The 17,613-nt window shown below is 69.0% G+C and carries 13 protein-coding genes; 6 read left to right on the forward strand and 7 right to left on the reverse strand.

The features are described 5' to 3' along the window. Window positions 1-58: 58 nt before the first annotated feature. Both GF068_RS32945 and GF068_RS32950 read left to right on the forward strand, forming a co-directional pair. The gene (locus GF068_RS32945; protein WP_170319825.1) at window positions 59-721 is read left to right on the forward strand and encodes a nucleotidyl transferase AbiEii/AbiGii toxin family protein; all 663 of its coding nucleotides are present in this window, start codon (window positions 59-61) and stop codon (window positions 719-721) included. Further along, on the forward strand, window positions 718-927 hold the full coding sequence (locus GF068_RS32950) for a hypothetical protein (RefSeq protein ID WP_153823500.1): 210 nt from the start codon (window positions 718-720) through the stop codon (window positions 925-927). The genes GF068_RS32945 and GF068_RS32950 overlap by 4 nt, the downstream gene beginning before the upstream one ends. A 19-nt stretch (window positions 928-946) precedes the next feature. Here GF068_RS32950 and GF068_RS32955 read toward each other — a convergent pair whose 3' ends face one another. Continuing rightward, the gene (locus GF068_RS32955; RefSeq protein WP_206079599.1) at window positions 947-2,065 is read right to left on the reverse strand and encodes a lysine-2,3-aminomutase-like protein; all 1,119 of its coding nucleotides are present in this window, start codon (window positions 2,063-2,065) and stop codon (window positions 947-949) included. Between the two features lie 138 nt (window positions 2,066-2,203). Between GF068_RS32955 and GF068_RS32960 the strand changes: the two genes are divergently transcribed. Beyond that, on the forward strand, window positions 2,204-4,978 hold the full coding sequence (locus tag GF068_RS32960; protein ID WP_153823502.1) for a tetratricopeptide repeat protein: 2,775 nt from the start codon (window positions 2,204-2,206) through the stop codon (window positions 4,976-4,978). Window positions 4,979-4,987: 9 nt separating this feature from the next. On the opposite strand, the gene GF068_RS32965 is transcribed toward GF068_RS32960, so the two are convergent. The 3 genes from GF068_RS32965 to GF068_RS32975 all read right to left on the reverse strand — a co-directional run bounded on the left by GF068_RS32965 (window position 4,988) and on the right by GF068_RS32975 (window position 8,767). Further along, the gene (locus GF068_RS32965; RefSeq protein WP_153823503.1) at window positions 4,988-5,962 is read right to left on the reverse strand and encodes a tetratricopeptide repeat protein; all 975 of its coding nucleotides are present in this window, start codon (window positions 5,960-5,962) and stop codon (window positions 4,988-4,990) included. Between the two features lie 27 nt (window positions 5,963-5,989). Beyond that, window positions 5,990-7,543 (reverse strand): serine/threonine-protein kinase, encoded by a 1,554-nt coding sequence (locus GF068_RS32970; protein WP_170319826.1) that lies wholly within the window; start codon window positions 7,541-7,543, stop codon window positions 5,990-5,992. Between the two features lie 297 nt (window positions 7,544-7,840). Continuing rightward, window positions 7,841-8,767, reverse strand: a complete 927-nt coding sequence (locus GF068_RS32975; protein ID WP_153823505.1) for a hypothetical protein — start codon at window positions 8,765-8,767, stop codon at window positions 7,841-7,843. Window positions 8,768-8,865: 98 nt separating this feature from the next. On the opposite strand from GF068_RS32975, the gene GF068_RS32980 reads away from it, so the two are divergent. From GF068_RS32980 to GF068_RS32990, 3 genes are all read left to right on the forward strand, one after another. Next, window positions 8,866-10,617 (forward strand): M1 family metallopeptidase, encoded by a 1,752-nt coding sequence (locus GF068_RS32980; protein ID WP_153823506.1) that lies wholly within the window; start codon window positions 8,866-8,868, stop codon window positions 10,615-10,617. Between the two features lie 223 nt (window positions 10,618-10,840). After that, window positions 10,841-11,308, forward strand: a complete 468-nt coding sequence (locus GF068_RS32985) for a hypothetical protein (RefSeq protein ID WP_153823507.1) — start codon at window positions 10,841-10,843, stop codon at window positions 11,306-11,308. A gap of 84 nt (window positions 11,309-11,392) precedes the next feature. Then, window positions 11,393-12,700: an FAD-dependent oxidoreductase gene (locus GF068_RS32990; RefSeq protein ID WP_153823508.1), complete on the forward strand. Its 1,308-nt coding sequence runs from the start codon at window positions 11,393-11,395 to the stop codon at window positions 12,698-12,700. On the opposite strand, the gene GF068_RS32995 is transcribed toward GF068_RS32990, so the two are convergent. The 3 genes from GF068_RS32995 to GF068_RS47210 form a co-directional block, all read right to left on the reverse strand. Further along, on the reverse strand, window positions 12,687-14,429 hold the full coding sequence (locus GF068_RS32995; protein ID WP_153823509.1) for a flavin monoamine oxidase family protein: 1,743 nt from the start codon (window positions 14,427-14,429) through the stop codon (window positions 12,687-12,689). The genes GF068_RS32990 and GF068_RS32995 overlap by 14 nt on opposite strands. 63 nt (window positions 14,430-14,492) lie before the next feature. Beyond that, window positions 14,493-15,353 carry a sugar ABC transporter permease gene (locus GF068_RS33000; RefSeq protein ID WP_338046666.1) on the reverse strand — a complete coding sequence of 287 codons (861 nt, stop codon included), beginning with the start codon at window positions 15,351-15,353 and terminating at the stop codon, window positions 14,493-14,495. Further along, on the reverse strand, window positions 15,350-17,611 hold the full coding sequence (locus GF068_RS47210) for an extracellular solute-binding protein (protein WP_338046667.1): 2,262 nt from the start codon (window positions 17,609-17,611) through the stop codon (window positions 15,350-15,352). The genes GF068_RS33000 and GF068_RS47210 overlap by 4 nt, the downstream gene beginning before the upstream one ends. Window positions 17,612-17,613: the final 2 nt, after the last annotated feature.

The following is a 17,613-nucleotide window of genomic DNA, read 5'->3' on the forward strand; positions in this document are numbered from 1 at the left end:
GGTCATCCGACCCGTCACTGATTCCCCTCTCGACTCAGGATCTTGCTATCATACCTCGGTGCACCCGCTCCAGAGCGAGCTCATCGCCATCCTCGCCGAGGCCCGGCAGCGCTCGATCCCGCTCGTCGTTCTCGGAGCGTTCGCCGTCCGGACGTACTTGCGCGCGCCCGATCAACGGTTCACGCATGACGTCGACCTCCTCGCGTTGCCCGACGCGCTCGACGCTCTCGGCGAGCTGCTCACCTCCCGCGGCTACCACGTCTACCGCAGCGCTCCGTGGTGGCGGGCCGAGCGAGGCAGCGGCAAGGAGAGGGTTCTCCTCGACATCGCCTCGGGTGCCGTCGTGGACATGGCGTCTTTCGAGAGCTACCCGCTTGCACCCACGGAAGCGCGGCAACGCGCCGAGCCTGGCGGCGAGCCGATCCCCGTCCCGGCGCTCGAAGACCTGCTCGCGATGAAGATTCTCTCCCACCGAGACAAGGATATCCTGGATGTCGTGGCGCTTCTGCGGGACGCGGGCGACACGATCGAGAAGGACCGGTTCCGCGCGCAGATCGAAGCGCGCGACCTCGAGCTCCCTCTGCGCCGCGGTTACCTCGAAATCGTCGCCTCCATCGAGTCCGGAGAGCTCGCCCGCCTCTGGGAGCTGCGCACCGGCGCGCCGCCGCCCGACGACCTCTTGCCAGACGCCGTCTCCAGGCTTCATGATCTCTTCCGATGAAGCCCCCTCGCTATTTCGTCGATGCCCGGCGCTCCGTGCCCTTCGATACCCTGGAGGACGCCAAAGCGTTCGCCCGTCAGAACTTCCCGGCGGTGATCCTGGAGCGCGCGGACCAGCCGGACGGGGGCGTCTCCTGGAACGAGATCCTGCGCTTCGATTGGCGCTGGGATCCGGCCCGCGGTGAGCCCGTCATCGACTTCGCCTGATCTCCGCGCGCCGGGCGCCTCAGCCCGCGCCCTCCCCACCCCCCGGCGGATACCCATGCCGCCGCCCCCACGGATCCTCCACCGTCCGCCGCCCGTCCTCGCCTTCCGGACCGAGATACCCCGGCCCGATCGGCACCTTCCCGTATCCGCCCGGGATATCCAGCACGTACGTCGGCTGCGCGATGCCCGACAGACCCTGCCGGAGCTCGCGCACGATCGATTGCCCCTCCGTGATGCTCGTCCGGAAATGGCCCGTCCCCACCGCGAGGTCTCCGTGGTGCAGGTAATACGGTTTGACCCGTAAAACGACGAGCTCCCGGAAGAGCTCCTTCAAGGTCTCCGCGTCGTCGTTCACCCCGCGCAGCAGCACCGTCTGCGACAGCATCGGGATCCCCGCGTCCACGAGCCGCCCGATCGCCTCGCGCGCCTTCGGGCCGAGCTCGCGGACGTGGTTCGTGTGCAATACGACGTAGGTCGTCAGGTCCGGCGCGCGCAGCGCTCGCGCCATCACCTCGTCGACGCGCCCGGGCTCCATCACCGGCACGCGCGTGTGCAGCCGCAGGACCCGCACGTGCTCGATCGCCGCGAGCGCGGCCGTGATCTCGGCGAGCTTGCGGGGCGGCAGGATCATGGGATCGCCGCCGCTCAGGATCACCTCCCACACCTCCTCGTGCGCGCGGATGTACCCGAGCGCCGCCGCGAGCTCCTCGCGCGACAGGACCTCGCTGCCCGGACCCACCTTCTCGCGCCGGAAGCAGAAGCGGCAGTACGCGGGACAGACGTGCACGGGCTTCAGGAGCAGCCGGTCGGGGTAGCGGTGCGTGATGCCCTTGACCGGCGTGTGCGGATCGTCGCCGATCGGATCCACGCGCTCTTCCGGCAGGATCCGCAGCTCGCGTTTGCTCGGCACGAACTGCTTCGTGATCGGGTCGTTCGGATCACCCGGCGTGGCGAGGTCCACGAGGTCCTTCGTGATCGCCACGCTGAAGCGCTCCGCGACACGCTCGAGCGCCTCGATCTCCCCGCGATCCACGAGGCCCTGATCGACGAGCTCGCTGACGCGGCGCGACGTCCGGCGCGTGTCGTCCTGCGCGCCCTCGTGCTCTCGCGCGTCCGTTTCGCATGCCCTCGCACCCACAGCGCCGCTCCTCCTAGACTTCTTTCGATCCAAAATCCAGCGACGTCGAGCGTCCGCTCGTTCGCCAGGCCTCTGTCGGCCCTGGAAAGCGGCCGCCCCGCGTCGTAAGAAAGAACCTGCCTTTCCGGCCCGACGAACATGCGCACGAACCGCCCCCTCCTCGCTGCCCTCTTCGCCGCCACCTTGCTCGCGCCCGCCGCGTCCTTCGCGGACGAGAAGGCGCTCTCGCGCGCCGCGATCCTCACGCAGAAGGGCGACTACACCGCCGCGGTGAAGGAGCTCGACGCGGTCAAGTCCGGGCCCGAGCGCGCCGCGGCGCTCGTCGCGAAGGCCGAGCTCGAGCTCCTGCAGGGCCGCTACGCAGACGCCGTGAAGACGGCGAAGAGCGCCGCGGCGCTCGGCAAGGACGCGAAGATCAAGGCCGCGCCCACCCTCGCCGAGGCCCTCGCGTCACAAGGGAAGGTGAGCGACGCGATCGACGCCGTGAAGGACGTCGCGGACGAGGACACCGCGCACCGGGCGCGGCTCGTGCTCGGCGAGCTCCTGATCCGCAGCGGAAAACGTGGCGCCGCGAGCGTGCCTCTGCGCAGGCTCGTCGAGGCGTACAACGACGACACGATCAACGAGCGCGACGCCGAGGGCCTCTCGCTCGTCGGGCGCGCGGCGCATCTGCTCCGCTCGGCGCACGACGCGAACCAGGCGTACGGCGAGGCCGAGAAGGCGGGCGCGAGGACGCGGGTCGAGACGTTGCTCTGGCGCGCCGAGCTCTTCCTCGACAAGTACAACCCCGGCGAGGCGGGCGAGAGCGTCAAGGATGCGCTGAAGGTCGCGCCCAAGGATCCACGCGTCCACGTGGCCATGGCGCGCGTCAAGCTCGAGAACGCGATGGACTTCGAGGCGGCCGAGAGCGAGATCAAGCAGGCCCTCGAGGTGAACCCGAACCTGCCCTCGGCCTACGTGATCCGGGCCGGGCTCGCGCTGCGCACGATGGACATCGCGGCGGCCGACGCGGCCGTCAAGCGCGGGCTCGAGGTCGATCCGACGCACCTCGAGCTGCTCTCGATGAAGGCGGCGTCGCGCTTCCTCGCCGACGATCTCGCGGGTTACGAGGCCACGAAGAAGCAGGTCCTCTCGCTCAACCCGGAGTTCTCGACGTTCTTCCAGATCGTCGCGGAGTACGCCGAGTGGGAGCACCGCTACGAGGACATCGTCCGCATGATGGACGAGGCGACACGCGTCGACGCGCAGGACATGAAGGCCTTCGCGACGCTCGGCCTGAACAAGATCCGCCTCGGCGACGACGACGGCGGGCTCGAGGCGCTGCGCAAGTCGTGGAAGAAGGACCGGTTCAACGTCCGCGCCTACAACACGCTGAACCTCTTCGAGAAGACGATCCCGGCCGAGTACGTGACGACGAACGGGACCCGCTTCCGCATTCGTTACCACAAGGAGGAGAAGCCCGTCCTCGAGCGCTACGTGCCGCGGATGCTCGACGAGGCCTGGACGTCGATGGTGAAGCGTTATGGCTTCACCCCGAAGATGCCCGTCTCGATCGAGCTCTACGCCGACTCGGAGCATTTCAGCATCCGCACGAGCGGCCTGCCGAACGTGGGCATCCAGGGCGTCTGCTTCGGCCAGTCCCTCGCGGCGCTCTCGCCCGGGGCGGGGCCCTTCAACTGGGGCAACGTGCTCTGGCACGAGCTCGGGCACGTCTTCGCGATCCAGTATTCGAAGAGCCACGTCCCGCGCTGGTTCACCGAGGGCCTCAGCGAATACGAGACCATCATCCAGAGGCCCGAGTGGCGACGCGAGGAGGACCCCGCGCTCTTCGCGGCGCTGAAGGGCGGCCGCGTCCCGCCGCTCGAAGGGTTCAACCGCGCCTTCACCCACGTCGACTCGGTCGAGGACGTGACCATGGCCTATTTCGCGGCGAGCCAGCTCGTCGTGTTCATGGCCGATACATACGGGTTCGACAAAGTCGCGGCCATGCTGCCGCGCTGGGGCCGCGGCGAGCGCACGCCCGACGTCGTGAAGAACACGCTCGGCGTGCCGCACGACGAGGTCGATCGGCAGTTCCGCGAATGGCTGAAGAAGCGGCTCTCGCGGTACGAGAAGCAATACGTCCCCGACCTGCACGCGCCGCCGCTCGACGAGGCGCGCAAGGCATTACGTACCGACCCGAAGAACCCGAAGAAGCTCGTGCGGCTCGCGCTCTCGCTCCTCCGGGACGGCCAGAAGCCGGAGGCGCTCGCGGTGCTCGACGAGGCGCTCTCACTCGATCCGAAGCAGCCGGACGCGAATTACATGCGCCTGCGCCTCGCGATGGGCGAAAAGAAGCTCGACGACGCGGCGCGCATCCTCGACAAGATGGTGGCGAATGGCCACGACGGCTACGTCCTGCGCATGAAGGCCGCGGACCTCGCGGAGATGCGCAAGGACAAGGCGCGCATGAAGGCGAGCTTCGAGGCCGCGTTCAAGCTCGACCCCTCGCAGTCGGAGCCGCTCCAGGGCCTCTACGACCTCGCGAAGGAGCAGAAGGACGTCGCGGGGCAGCTCGACGCATTGCGGCGGCTCTCGCTGCTCGATCAGCACGATCGGCGCGTGTGGGTGCGGCTGCTCTCGCTGCTCGTCGAGCGCGGCCTCTGGGAAGAGGCGGTCAAGGTGGGGGAGAGCGCGATGTACGTCGACGTCTCGAGCACGAAGGTCCACCGCCTCTATGCAAAAGCCCTCGCCCGCACGGGCCGGCACATCTCGGCGATCTTCGAGCTCAACAGCGCGATCCTCACGAAACCCGAGCCGGCCGAGATGAGCGCGATCTACGAGGACCTCGCCAAGGGTTACGACAAGCTCGGCAAGGCCGACTTCGCCAAGCAGGCGCGGGACCTCGCGAAGCTCGTCGCGCCGAAGGACTGAACAGGCTCGTCAGAATCGCCCGCGCAGCGAGACGCCGCCGCCGAGGGGGTCGAAGCTCGGGACGAGGGCCATCGACGCGCCGCCGCTCGCCCGTTTCGCCCGCGGCGTGACGAACCAGAGGACCCCCGCGGCCACGATGCCGCCGACGCCGACGCCGACGCCGGTCGCGGCGGTGGACTGGACCGGCTCGGACAAACCTCCCGTCGCCAGGCCCGCGGCGCCGAGGCCCGCGCCCGCGAGGAAGGCGCCCGCGCCGCCGAGCCCGAGCACGAGCGCGGCCGTGGTCGTCGCGCTCGGGGCCGCGCTCGTGCCGCCCGGATTCGCAGGGAGATCGGCGGCGACGGGGCGCGGCGCCGGGGGCGCCTCGTGTTCGCCGCGGAGCGTGGGCACGGAGAGCTCGACGGGGATCGTCGCGTCGTGCACGGCCACCACGCGGCGATAGGGTCTTCGACCGGGCGCCATGGCCTCGAGCACGTGCTCGCCGAGCTCGACCGGGAGCGGCTCGCCGGTCCACGTCGCGCGATCGAGCGGGGCGCCGTCGATCGTGACCACGAGATCGGGCGTCTCGGCGACGTCCTTCGGCACCCAGACGACGAGCCGCGCCAGCATCGCCGAGAGCGCCTCGCTGCGCAGGCGCGCGCGGCTCTCCCGGTCGCTCATGCCGGCGCGTCGCGCCTCGTCCGCGACCTCGGTGTAGAGCCGGTAGGCGGCCTCGCGGCGGTTGGTCTTCTCATAACATTCCGCGAGCCTGTATCGCGTGCCCATGGCCGGGTCGAGCCGGAGGCTCTGCTCCAGCATCGGGCAGGCCTCCATTTCGCGTCCTTCGGCCGAGAGCTCCATGGCGCGGGTGAAGAGCACCTCCGCGCGCTCGACCGGGTCGAGCTCGTGCCCGGACGCGGGATCTTCGGCGCGGGCGGGGGTGATCGTGGAGGCGAGGGTGATCGCCGCGAGGAGCGCGGCGCCCGTGTGCTTGCCGGATTTCATGTCGAAGCTCCTTCCTCGTTCGCCCCGTCAATGGCGCCCCGTGAAGGGATCGTAGTCCCGGGGCGTCGGATGCCCGCTCCTGGCCGCGGCGGATCGAGGTGGCTTTTCGCCGGTTGTCTCGCGGGCCGGAGCGAGCTCCTTCCTGGCGGACGCCGAGGCCGCCGGGACGAGCGTGGCCGCGGGCGTCCTCACGATGTTCATTTCATTCGCCACGGGCGTCACCGTGGGAGCGGGCGCCTGCGCCGCGGGCGTCGGGAATGACTCATTCGTGATCCCGAGGGGCCCGTGCACGCCGGGGGCCCTCGACTCCTCGGCTCTGTGCGTCGTGATGGTGACGTGGGGCCAGTGTACGCCGATGGCCGCGATCCCCGCGCCCGCGAGCGCCGAGAGCGCGGTCAGGCCTGCGACGAGCACGAGGCGCGCGGGCCGCGAGGGGGGTTTTGCCTGCGAACCCTCCCAGGGCCCCACGCTCCGATCGGTTTTTCCGCTCGAATCGGCGGGCTGCTCCTCGTCCAGCGTGAGGACGGGGCGGCTCGGCCTGCGCGCGCGCCTCGAGGACGGAGGGATCGAGGCCGGCAATGGCGAGAGGCCGGACGAATCCAGGGTTTCTCGCGGCGTGACGAGCCGGAGCCGGCCGGGCGGGATGCTCGAGCGACGGGCGGCGGCGGCGACGATCCGGGTCGCCTCCCCCTCCTCCTCCGCCACGCCCCAGGGGCCGAAGGGCCGGAGCGCGGCGAGCAGGTCGGTGGCGGACGTATACCGGCGCGTGGGTTGTTTGTCGAGGCAACGCAGGACGACGTCGTCGAGGCCACGAGGTACGTCCGGGCGGATCGCCGAGGGCGACTTGACGGGTTTGGCCAGGGCGGCGGCGAAGATCTCGGGGACGGTGGGGGCCTGGAAGGGGGCGCGCCCGGTGAGCAATTTGTACAGAATGGCGCCGAGGGCCCAGACGTCGGCCCGCGCGCAGACCTTGCTCGCCGATCGCATCTGCTCGGGCGCCATGTAAAGTGGAGAGCCCATGAGGTCGCGCGCGCCGGTCATCTCCGGGTCCCCGCAATCGGGGCTCGTGTGCTTGGAGATCCCGAAATCGAGGACCTTGATGCAGGGGGATCCGTCCTTGCGGCGCGTGAGGAAGAGGTTCCCCGGCTTGAGATCACGGTGGACGATCCCGGCGGCGTGCGCCTCGGCGAGCGCGTGGCAGGCCTGCGAGACGTACAGGACGGCGTCTTCGATGGGGAAGGCGCCGCGGCGCTTCTGGAGCGCGGCGAGGTCGTGCCCTTCGAGCATCTCCATGACGATGTACGGCGCGCCGGAGTCGAGGCGGCCGACGTCGTAGACCTCGGCGACGTGCTCGCTGCGCAATCGCACCACGGCGCGCGCCTCGCGGAGGAAGCGCTCCACGGATTGCTCGCTCGACGCGTCGGGCCGCATGAGCTTCACGGCCCGGACCTCGCGCAGATCGAGGTGTGTGGCGGCGACGACGACGCCCATTCCGCCCATCCCGAGCACCTTCTCCACGCGGTACTTCCCGGCGAGGACGTCCCCTACCGAAACGATGTTCGATGCCTCCTGCTTCGACATGGTGCCTTCCGATTCAATGAAGAAAGGTATCTGGCCCACGCCCCCCCGAGGGCGCGCGGCGGAGCGCGCACGAAGACACTTCATCCGCCGCCGATCGGCGTCGCGGACGTCTCGCCGTGGCATGGTCCCGCCGGACGGGCCGTAATGTGTCCCACGCCTGTAGCTTTGCAAGTCTCTGCAAAACCAGGCGAGCCGAGATCGCGGTGAAAACCACGAAATCATGCACCAGTTTTTTTGAGGAGGAGATTCGAGGAGAGGCGAGGGCGATCGCGACGGAGGCGCGGTCGCCCGGGGCGATTACTTCCGGGGCAGCGACACGCGGACGACCTCGCCGCCGCTCGTCCCGACCCACACCGAGGCCGAGCCTTTGCTCGTGATGAGCATCGTCGTCGGCTCGCCGCGCGCGCCGAGCGAGAGGGAGTGCGTCGGGGTCATCGGGCCGCCGCCCGCGGCGTCGAGGGTCTGGCCGTCGAAGAGCGCCGCGCGTCCATCGCCGAACCCGACGACGAGGCTCGTCTCGCTCACCGCCGCGCACGTGACCGGCACGCCCACGTCGACCATCTTCGCCGCGAGCCGGCCGCCGCGCTGGGTCACGAGGCAGACCGCGCTGTCGCCTCTCTTGTAGAGCGCGTGGAGCGCCACGCCGCTCGCCAGGCGGTCCGCCTTTTTCGCCTCGGCGGGCAGCCCCACGCGGCCGTTCGCGCCCGGCTCCGGCGTCGGGCCGGGGTGCATGCGGAGCTCGAGTCCGCCCGGGACTTCCACGACGACCGTGGTGTCGACGGCGCCGACGTCGGCGAGCTTCACGTCGCCGCGCAGCACGAAGGGCCGCGCCTCGACCTCGTTGCCCGAGACCGAGAGCTGGATGGCGTTGCCGTCCCAGGTGAGCGCGAGCGCGTGTTCGCCCGAGGATCGGCCGCGGAGCGAGCGCACGTCGCTCGCGACACGCTCGAGCTTGGCGCGGTGGTGGATGTCGAGCACCGCCCACACCTCGTTTTCGCTTCGCACGAGGGCCACGTCGCGCGAGAGCATCGCGACCTCGTCGCCCTGGCCGAGCGAGAGGTTCACGGTCTTCGGCGTGCCGCTGCCGATCGGCAGGACGGCGAGGCGCGCGGGCGCGGCGGAGACCATGGCCACGAGGCCCGGATTGTCGATCGCGGCGGCGCCGCGGATGTCCGCGTCGAGAGACGCGACGCGACTGGGAGAAGAGAGGCTTTTGTAGGGCATCGCGGTGAGCGTAATGGATCCCGCGCCCCGAGCGGAAGGGCCTTTCGCGCGGTCCCCGCAACTCTTCTCGGCGCCGCATTTTTCTGTAGGATGGACGTATGCGCTTCGCCTCCCGGTCCTCCTTGTATACCCCTCGAACGATCTTCGTCGGCCTCGCGGCGCTCGCCTTGCTCGGCACGGCTTGCAGCGACGAGCCCGAGCGGTGCACCGCCTCGATCTGCGAAGACGGCGGCAGCGGAGGCACGGGCGGCGACGGCGGCGCGGGCGGTATGGGCGGCGCGGGGCCGACCGGGGACATCACGGCGAACGTGCTGCGATACGACTACACGTTCGACCTCGCGACGGCCGAGGCGACGTCGAAGCTCGCGCTCGACGTCGCGGCGCCGGGCGGCGATTGTTACAGCGTCTCGTGCGAGGCGTCTTCACTCACGGACGTCACCTGGAACGAGGGGCCGGCCGTGTCGGCCGATTTCGCGAGCAACGTCCTGAAGACCTGCGGCGCGGGCATGCCCGCGGGGCCGACGGTCTCGGTCGGAGCACGCACGACGGTCTCGAACGATACCTGGTGGAACCTCGACGTCGGCTTTTCGCGCAAGAAAAACCTCGCGGGCGGCGAGTTCTCGTACCTGCTCTCGTGGGTCGGCGGCTGTGATCGGTTCGGCCCTTGTGACGACGATCCCTCGAAGATGAGCGATTTCCATTTCGAGGTCACGCACCCCGCGGGCACGACCGTGCTTTGCCCCGGGACGCTCGCGCCCGGGGAGACGAAGACGACCTGCGACGTCACGAACGCGCCGACCTATTCGGCGTTCGCGATCGCGGCGGATCCGCTCTGGGAGCGGGCGCCGTTCGGCGCGTACGCCGGCGTGGACCTCGTGTTTTACGAGGTCCCGCTCGGCACGCTCGCGTCGTCGCTCGACAAGGCCAGCGTCGGCGCCTTCATGGACTGGATCGTCTCGCTGCTCGGGCCGTTCCCGTATGGCAAGGAGCTGCGTATCGCGGGCGGCCCCACGGCCTGGCTCGGCTTCGAGCACCCGGGCAACATCCTCCTGCAGGAGCAGCTCGACAAGCTGCAGCTCGATTATGCCGACGGCACGATGCACGTGCTCATGCACGAGATCATCCATCAATGGGCGGGTGATCACACGACCCTCGCGTCCGCGACCGATTTCGTGTGGAAGGAGGCGACGGCGGAGTACCTCGCCTACGTCTTCGAGGACATCGCGCGGCCCGAGGGCGAGGCCGCGGCCACGCGGGCGTACTGGGACGGCATTTCGCCCCAATCCAAGCACTGGCCTCGGCCGACGGACGAGCCCGCGCCCGAGGTGCAGGCGTTTTACGGCGATGTTTATGGCCCCGGGCCGATGGTGCTTTATCTCCAGCTCGAGCCGCTCATCGGCAGGACCGCCGTGCTCGCGGGGATCGCGGATTTCCTCTCGAAGTCGGGCGGCCGCAGCGTGACGGAGCTGAAAGACGCGCTCGAAGCGGCCTCCGGGCAGAACCTCGACGCCTATTTCGACGCCTGGGTCTTCGGCCAGGGCGCGCCGGTCTGGCCCACGTTCGACGTCTCGGCCACGCAGCTCGACGGCGAGGCCACGATCACCGTCACCCAGCAGAACCCCGGCGGAAAGCTCTTCCCCTGCGTCGTCGAGGTCGAGGTGAAGGGCGCGACGGAGACGGCGCGTGTCGCCCTCGATTATGGCCTCGCTCCCGAGGCGGCCGCGGTCACGATGACGATCCCGTTCGCCGAGCCGGTCTCGACCGTGACGCTCGACCCCGATCACCGCCTCATCGGCACGAAGACGGGCGCGCAGCCGATCCTGATCTCGCGCCCCGTCTGGATCTTCTGATTCTCCCCGCTCGGCGCCAGTTCTCGTCCCTCGCGCCCGGTCGACGGCGCTCGCCGGGCGTCCGTTGGCATCATCCTGGCAATCGCTCCGAGGCGAGGGGTCCGTGTGCCTGGGGCGCGCGCAAAACGCGCTCCCTCGGCAGGGCCGCTGGAGGGATATGGTCAGGTCGAAAGGCACGGGGTTCGGTCGATTCGCGGCATTTGCGCTTCTCCCGATCTCCGGTGTGGCACTCGCGGATACGGTCTCGCTCCTGGCGCAGCGAGGCGGGCCCGACGCAAGCATCGAGGCGCCCGCTCCACCACCCGACGACAATCCGACCGTCTCGTCGGTGTGGTCGTACGACGAGCTTTTCACGTTTCCCCTGGACAACGGCTGCTGGTACAGCGCGAGCATTCGCGGCACGGTGAGGCCAATCGTCGCCGGTCGCGAGGCCGGGCAGAAGGTCGAGCCCGATCTCGCGGTGACCGCGGTGCTCTCCTGCCAGGGCAGCCCGACCGTCAAGATCTCCGAGCGTGTGGCGGGCACGGGCCCGATCACGCGGGCGCAGGTGGAGAACCTGCTCGAGCGGCGCGCGAGCATCCTGACGGACGAGGCCGGGAGGAAATGCTCGTACGTGCCGGAAATCGACCTCGTGGGGGAGGGGCTCGTCGGGGCGGGCGTATCCTACCTCTGCCCGCTGCCGAGGCAGTAAATCCGCGCGCGGGCACGTCAAGGAAACCTTGACAATGCCCGACGAGTCGCAGTCTCCTGAATCGACAGGAGTCAGCTGCGACCCATGACCACCCTACAACACAGCACGGATGTCCTCATCGTCGGCGGCGGCACGATCGGCCTCTCGGCGGCCTATCACGCGGCGCGGCGCGGTCTACGTACGATCCTCGTGGATCAGTTTCCCAACCAGGGAAGCGGCCCGAACGATCTCGGGAGCTCGCGTGGCCTCGAGCGGATGTTTCGTATCCTCTACGCGCAGCCCGAGCGCGTCCGCCTCGTCGAGACGGCGTACGCCATGTGGCACGAGCTCGAGCAGCACGCCCGCGTCGACCCTGCGCGCCCGCTGCTCGTCGAGCAGGATATGCTCTTTTTCGGCAACCCCGACGTCTCCACGTTCGAGGGCAACATCTCGAACATCCAGGCGACGATGGATCAGCTCGGGGTCCCGTACGAAAGACTCGGCAGCCCGGACGAGATCGTCGCGCGTTATCCGATCTTCGAGAAGGCCGGGCTCTACACGCCCGATGGGACCGCCTACGTGGGGCTCGTCCAGAACAACGGCGCGACCATCAACGTGCAGCGCGCCTTCGAGGTCACCCGCGAGCTCGCCGAGCGGACCGGCCGCTATCGGCAGATCCTCGACCGCGTCGTCCATATCGAGCAACACACCTCGGGGGCGTGGACCGTCACGCTCGTCAATGGCGAGAAGATCCACGCCGGCTACCTCATCCTGTGCCCCGGCGTGTGGCTCGACAGCGTGCTCGCCCCGCTCGGGCTCGCCGCGTACAAGAAGGACCCTGCCTGGTCGATCTGGCAGATGACCCTGGGTTTCTTCGCGCGTGGCCCCAGCGGAAAGGACGCGCACTGGCCGATCTGGTACGAGTTCGGCAATACGAACAGCGACGCGAACCGGCTGTTCTACGGCTTCCCGGACGTCGGCTTCAGCGAGGAGACCCGCGGCAAGTTCAAGATCAGCGCCGATTACACGTACACCACCTGGTCCTCGCCCGACCAGATCGAGCGGAGCCCGGATCCGCGCATCATCGCCGATATCCAGGCCCACCTGCGGGCCCTCGTGAAGCCCGGCGTCCTCGATATCGACAACCCCACGCTCCAGGGCGCCTGCATGTACTCGATGGCCCCGGACGGCGACATCGTCCTCGGCCGGATCCCGATCGCGCCCGAGGCCACGCAGTTCCGGACGAACGCCTCGATCCTCTGCATGGCCTCGGGCCGGGGCTTCAAGTACACGCCGCTGTTCGGACGGATCCTCGTCGATCTGGCCGTGACGGGCTCGACGCCTTATCAGGTGGACCTGGGTGATTTCAGCACCACCCGGGCCCACGTCTTCCAGCGCGTCAACGACAAATGAAGGGGTAGTCCGTCGGATCGATGATCGGCGCGACCCCGAAGAAATCGTTGAGCACCGACTCGGCCGTGCAGAAGGCGCCCTCCACCCAGGCCTGGTCGTTCGAATACGCCGAGCCCACGATGTAGACCTCGGCGTCGAGCCCCTCGACGAGCCGGCTCGGCTTGCGGATGTTCGCCATCACGTCACAGATGTCGTAATGGGCCGCCCACGCGTGGTAGCCGGCGCCGAACGGCTTTTGCGACCAGTCCATGAAGACGGTCTCGAGCGGCGTCGGGACGAGCTCCAGGGTCGCGTCGGGGCCGTTATGCACCCGCGCGAGCTCGCCCCGGAGCATGCGGACCATGGCCTCGGGCGCGTGGCGAGGGCCGTGCAGGGGCTGGAGCTGCTGCGAGACCGGGACGAGACGATCGCGGTTCGGGCCAATCTCGAGCTCCTGCCAGAACGACGTGAAGCTCTCGTCGTCGTAACTCGCGAGCAGGGCGTAGACCGCCGGGCTCGCGCCGGACGGGGAGTTGTTGCCGAAATAATAGACCTGCCGGATCGGCAGATCCGTGATCGTCGGGCCAAACACGTTCGTCGCGCTCGGATCGGAGCCGACGAGGCGCGGCGGGTATTTGGTTTTTTCCCACCAGGGGCTCGAGAAGAACATCGCGACCTTGTAGGACGGCTGCTTGATGACCGAGTCGCGGTAGAGCGCGACCTTCGGCTCGTTGAGCAGGTCGCCCTCGACGTTCGCGTAACGCGTCGCCTGGGCGACGAGCTCGAGGGACTCGGGCGGGAGCGCGAGGACGACCTTGTCGGCGGTCTGGGCCTCGCCGCCGACGTAGGGGGCCTCGGCCGTCGCCGTGCGGAACGAGATCTTGCCGTGCGGCGCGGTGATCGAATGCAGCCGGTGGCGCGCGTGGTAATGGAAGCGGGGCGCGCCCTCCTTCTTGCTGAGCGCCTCGATCTCGGCGAACATCCGCGCGAACAGGGTCGAATACCCGTGGCGGAGGGTCTTGAAGGTGCCGCCGGGGGCGAACTCGCTGTTGTAGATGAGCGCGTCGGCGCTGTGCCAGTTGATGACGTTGGACTCGTAGCCCCCGCCCATGTCGGCATAACGATATCCCTCGTTGCCGAGCACGTCGTAGAGCAGGTTCCAGTAGCCGATGTCGCGGAGCCGCTGGCCCGGCTCGAAGACGCCGCGGTACGTGTCCGAGAGCCGGCCGTCGGAGTAGAACCGGCATTGCTCGGCGCGGTCGTCGAGCTCGAGGCCCTTCTGGATGGCCTGGTCGGCGACGTAGGTGAAGGCGTCGTCCGGGGACTTCGCGGCGTGGGGCGTGTTGTAGGGCGCGGGGGAGGTCTCGCTGATGTCGCTCGAGTAGAAGTTCTTGCCGCGCAAGAAGAACAGCGGGTTGTCGGTGGTATTGAAGGGGACCGACTCCTCCTGGAGCCCGAGGGTCCGAATCATCGTGGAGACGAGGCGGTGGCCGCTGCCCTTCGGCGTCTCGTCCCACTCGATATAACGCATCCCGCCGACCTCGATGTAGGACTGGGTCGGGTCGTCGCGATGGTGATACGTACAAATGCGCCCCGCCGCCGCGCGGGAGCCGTGCTCCCCCTCGAAGCGGTAGTTCCCCCAGTCAAAGAGCTCGAGGGTGTCGTCGGAGCAAAACGAGCCGCTCTGAAGCAGCCGCAGAGCCACGTAAAGCCCGCCGGGGCCAGCGCCGAAGATGCAGATCCTTGCCATGCGTCACCTCGTAGGCGAGCCTACGGGAGAGCGCTTCTCGGGGTCAAGAGCTAGAAATCTCTCTCACCCCTTCACGCCGCCGGCCGTGAGGCCCGCGACGAGGTGGCGCTGCGCGACGTAAAAGAGCGCCATCACGGGCAAGGAGACGACGAGCGCGCCCGCGGCGAATTTCTCCCATTGCGCGTCGTATTCGCCGATGAACCGCTGCAGCATGACGGGCAGCGTGAACATCTCCTCCTTGTCGAGCAGCGTCGCGGCGAGGATGAACTCGTTGTACGCGCCCATGAACGCGAAGAGGGCGGTCACGGCGATCGCCGGGCGCGCCGCGGGCAGGACGACGCGGACGAACGCCGAGAAGCGCGTGGCGCCGTCGACCATCGCCGCCTCCTCGAGGTCGACCGGGATCGCCTCGAAGGCCGCGCGGAGCTGGAAAATGGAGAAGGGCACGCTCGTCGAGGCATAACAGACGACGAGGCCCGTCCGCGAGTTCAAGAGGCCCAGTTGATTCAGGATCATGTAGAGCGGGATCGCGCTCGCCACGGCGGGGAACATCTGCGTGGCGAGCAGCGCCCGCACGCCCGACTCCTTGCCGGCGAAGCGGAACCGCGCGAGGGCGTACGCCGTCGGAATGGCGATGAGCACGCCGACGAGCGCCGTCGAGAGCGAGACGACCAGCGAATTGGCGAGCTGGCGGCCGAAGAGCCATACCTCGGCGCCGTCGATCTTGCGCGAGGCGCCCACGACCGCGGAGAGGTGCGCGAGCGTCGGCGCCTCCGGGACGGGGATCACGCGCGGCGAGGGCGTCTGCGTGCCCGAGAAGGCGAGCGCGACGACCCAGAGCACGGGATACAGCGCGAACGCCACGGCGATCACGAGGACGACGTGGCACGCGGCCGATTCGAAGAACGATGGCTTCTTGTTCACGCCGCACCTCCCGCCGCCTTCACGCTCGCCGCCGCGGAGGCCTCTTTCTCGCGCGCCTCGCGCCGCTCCGCGAGCCAATCGGAGATCCGGGTCCGACCGAAGAGAAGGAGGAAGATCAAGACCGCATACGCCGCGGCGTAGCCGTATTGCGCATTGCGGGTGAACGCCCAGCGATAGGCCTCCGTGACCAGGATCTCCGTCGTCCCGTCGGGCTCGCCGCCCGAGACGAGGAAGACGACGTTGAACATGTTGAACGTCCAGACCGCGCCCATCGTGACAGCGGGCAGGAGGCTCGGCCGGATCATCGGCAGCGTGACGAGCCAGAGCCTCTGCCAGGGGCTCGCGCCGTCGACCTTCGCCGCCTCGAGCACGTCGGCGGGGACCGCCGTGAGCGCGCCGATCGTCACGACCATCATGAATGGAAAGCCGAGCCAAACGTTCGTCGCGACGTTCGCCGCGAACGCGGTGGAGAAGCTCGCGAACCACGAAATGGGCTCGAGGCTCGTGCCGAAGGTCTCGTTGAGGGCGTGGACGAGCCCCGTCACGGCCCCGAATTGCCGGTGGAACATGCCCTTCCACGCGAGCGCCGTCACGTAGCTCGGCACGGCCCAGGGGATGATCAAGAGGACGCGGTAGAGCGCGCGCAGCCGGAGCATCGGCCGGGAGAGCAGGAGCGCGAGCGCGACCCCGATCGTGACGTGGAAAAACACGTTGAGCACGGTCCAGAGGACGGTGACGAGGAGGACCACGTAAAACGATCCCGTGGCGAAGAGCGAGCCGCCGCGCGCCGTGAGGATCTGGACGAAGTTGTGGAGGCCGACGTAGTTGTGCCAGCCGACCTCTCTCAAATTCTGGATCGAGCCGCCGAGCAGCGAGGTGAGCGCGCCAATGACGAGCGGCAGGACCACGAGCACGCCGACCGCGATCACGGCGTGCGTGACGTACGCATACGCAGGCAGCGAGCGCTTCACGTCCTTCCGGAACTCCGGGTCCTTCGCGCGCCGGACGAGCGAAAAGGCGCCGAGCAAGAGCAACGCCCCGAAGACGACGAGCCCCGGCGTGCGCGAGGCGGGCGGGGGCGCCGGGCGCCTCACGTCGTCGAATCGTCGCTTGGCCTCGGAGAGCGCGCTCTCCGGGAGCGCGTCGCCGCGGAGGACCTTGCGAATGGCCCGGTCCGCTGGCTCCCACACGGCGTCCATGGCCAGCGAGGAGGGCATCGCGACCGTATTCTTGGCTTGCTCGGCGAACGCGGCGAGGAAGGCGTCCTCCGGCGGCAAGGGGACGTCGATCCGCGCGGGCAGGGTGCGCGCTCGTTCGAGGCGGATCTTCGTGGCCTCGGGGCTCGCGAGCAGCCGCGCGAGCGCGCGCACCTCGGGCCGCGCCGCGCCTCTGGGCGTGAGCATGACGGCCTCGACGCCGAGATAAGGCTGGGGCGGCTTCCCCGCGGCGCGGATCGGGGGCAGCGGGACCACGCGATAATGGAGAGCGCGCGTCTCCGCGAGGCTCGTCGAGAGCCACGGCCCGTCGATCGCGAGCGCGGCTTTGCCCGAGCGGAAGAGGTTCGTCACGACCGCGACGTCGGTGTCCTCGGCGACGACCTTCTTCGCGCGCAACCCGAGGACGAAATCGAGCGACCTCTCCGCCGCGGGCCCGACGAAAGCGAATGCATCGTCGGGCGTCAGCATGAGGCCGCCGAACGCGTGGACGAAGCCGGCGTGGTAATAGGTCGATTGCGAGTTGTAGGCGAGGGGGACGACGCCGGCCGGGAGGGCCTTCGCGAGCTCGGCGATCGACTCGAAATCGGCCGGGATCTCCTTCACGAGGTCCGTGTTCACGTAAAGAGCGACGCTCTTCTGCGTGATGGGGACGCCGTAGGGCTCGCCGCGCAGCGAGACGGCGGCGAGCGTGGGCCCGGCGAACGCGCTCCCGTCGAGCGCGTCGCCCACGGGCGCGATGACCTTGCGGCCGTCGTAATCGCCGAGCCTGTTGTGCGCGTCGAGGAAGAGGTCCGGGCCCTCGCCGAACTGGACGGCGGCGGAGATCTTCGATTTGAAGCCGTCGGTGGGGAGCGCGAGCAGCTCGACCCGCTCGCCCTCGAAGCGCGCGACGATCTCTTCGAGCGCCTTCTGTTCATCGCCGCGCTGCGCGTGCCAGAGCCGGATCGGCTCGGCCCTCGCCGCGGGAGAGAAGAAGACGACCACGAAGAGCGCGCAGAAGACCCAGAGTGCGGGGAGACGCCGCCGCTGCCTCGATTTCACGC

This window comes from Polyangium spumosum, assembly GCF_009649845.1.
Classification (GTDB): domain Bacteria; phylum Myxococcota_A; class Polyangia; order Polyangiales; family Polyangiaceae; genus Polyangium; species Polyangium spumosum.

Bases quoted from the DNA above. Each gene is read 5' to 3' on its own strand.
- GF068_RS32950 (WP_153823500.1), top strand. From the start codon at position 718: ATGAAGCCCCCTCGCTATTTCGTCGATGCCCGGCGCTCCGTGCCCTTC.
- GF068_RS32960 (WP_153823502.1), top strand. From the start codon at position 2,204: ATGCGCACGAACCGCCCCCTCCTCGCTGCCCTCTTCGCCGCCACCTTG.
- GF068_RS32965 (WP_153823503.1), bottom strand. From the start codon at position 5,962: ATGAAATCCGGCAAGCACACGGGCGCCGCGCTCCTCGCGGCGATCACC.
- GF068_RS32970 (WP_170319826.1), bottom strand. From the start codon at position 7,543: ATGTCGAAGCAGGAGGCATCGAACATCGTTTCGGTAGGGGACGTCCTC.
- GF068_RS32975 (WP_153823505.1), bottom strand. From the start codon at position 8,767: ATGCCCTACAAAAGCCTCTCTTCTCCCAGTCGCGTCGCGTCTCTCGAC.
- GF068_RS32980 (WP_153823506.1), top strand. From the start codon at position 8,866: ATGCGCTTCGCCTCCCGGTCCTCCTTGTATACCCCTCGAACGATCTTC.
- GF068_RS32990 (WP_153823508.1), top strand. From the start codon at position 11,393: ATGACCACCCTACAACACAGCACGGATGTCCTCATCGTCGGCGGCGGC.
- GF068_RS32995 (WP_153823509.1), bottom strand. From the start codon at position 14,429: ATGGCAAGGATCTGCATCTTCGGCGCTGGCCCCGGCGGGCTTTACGTG.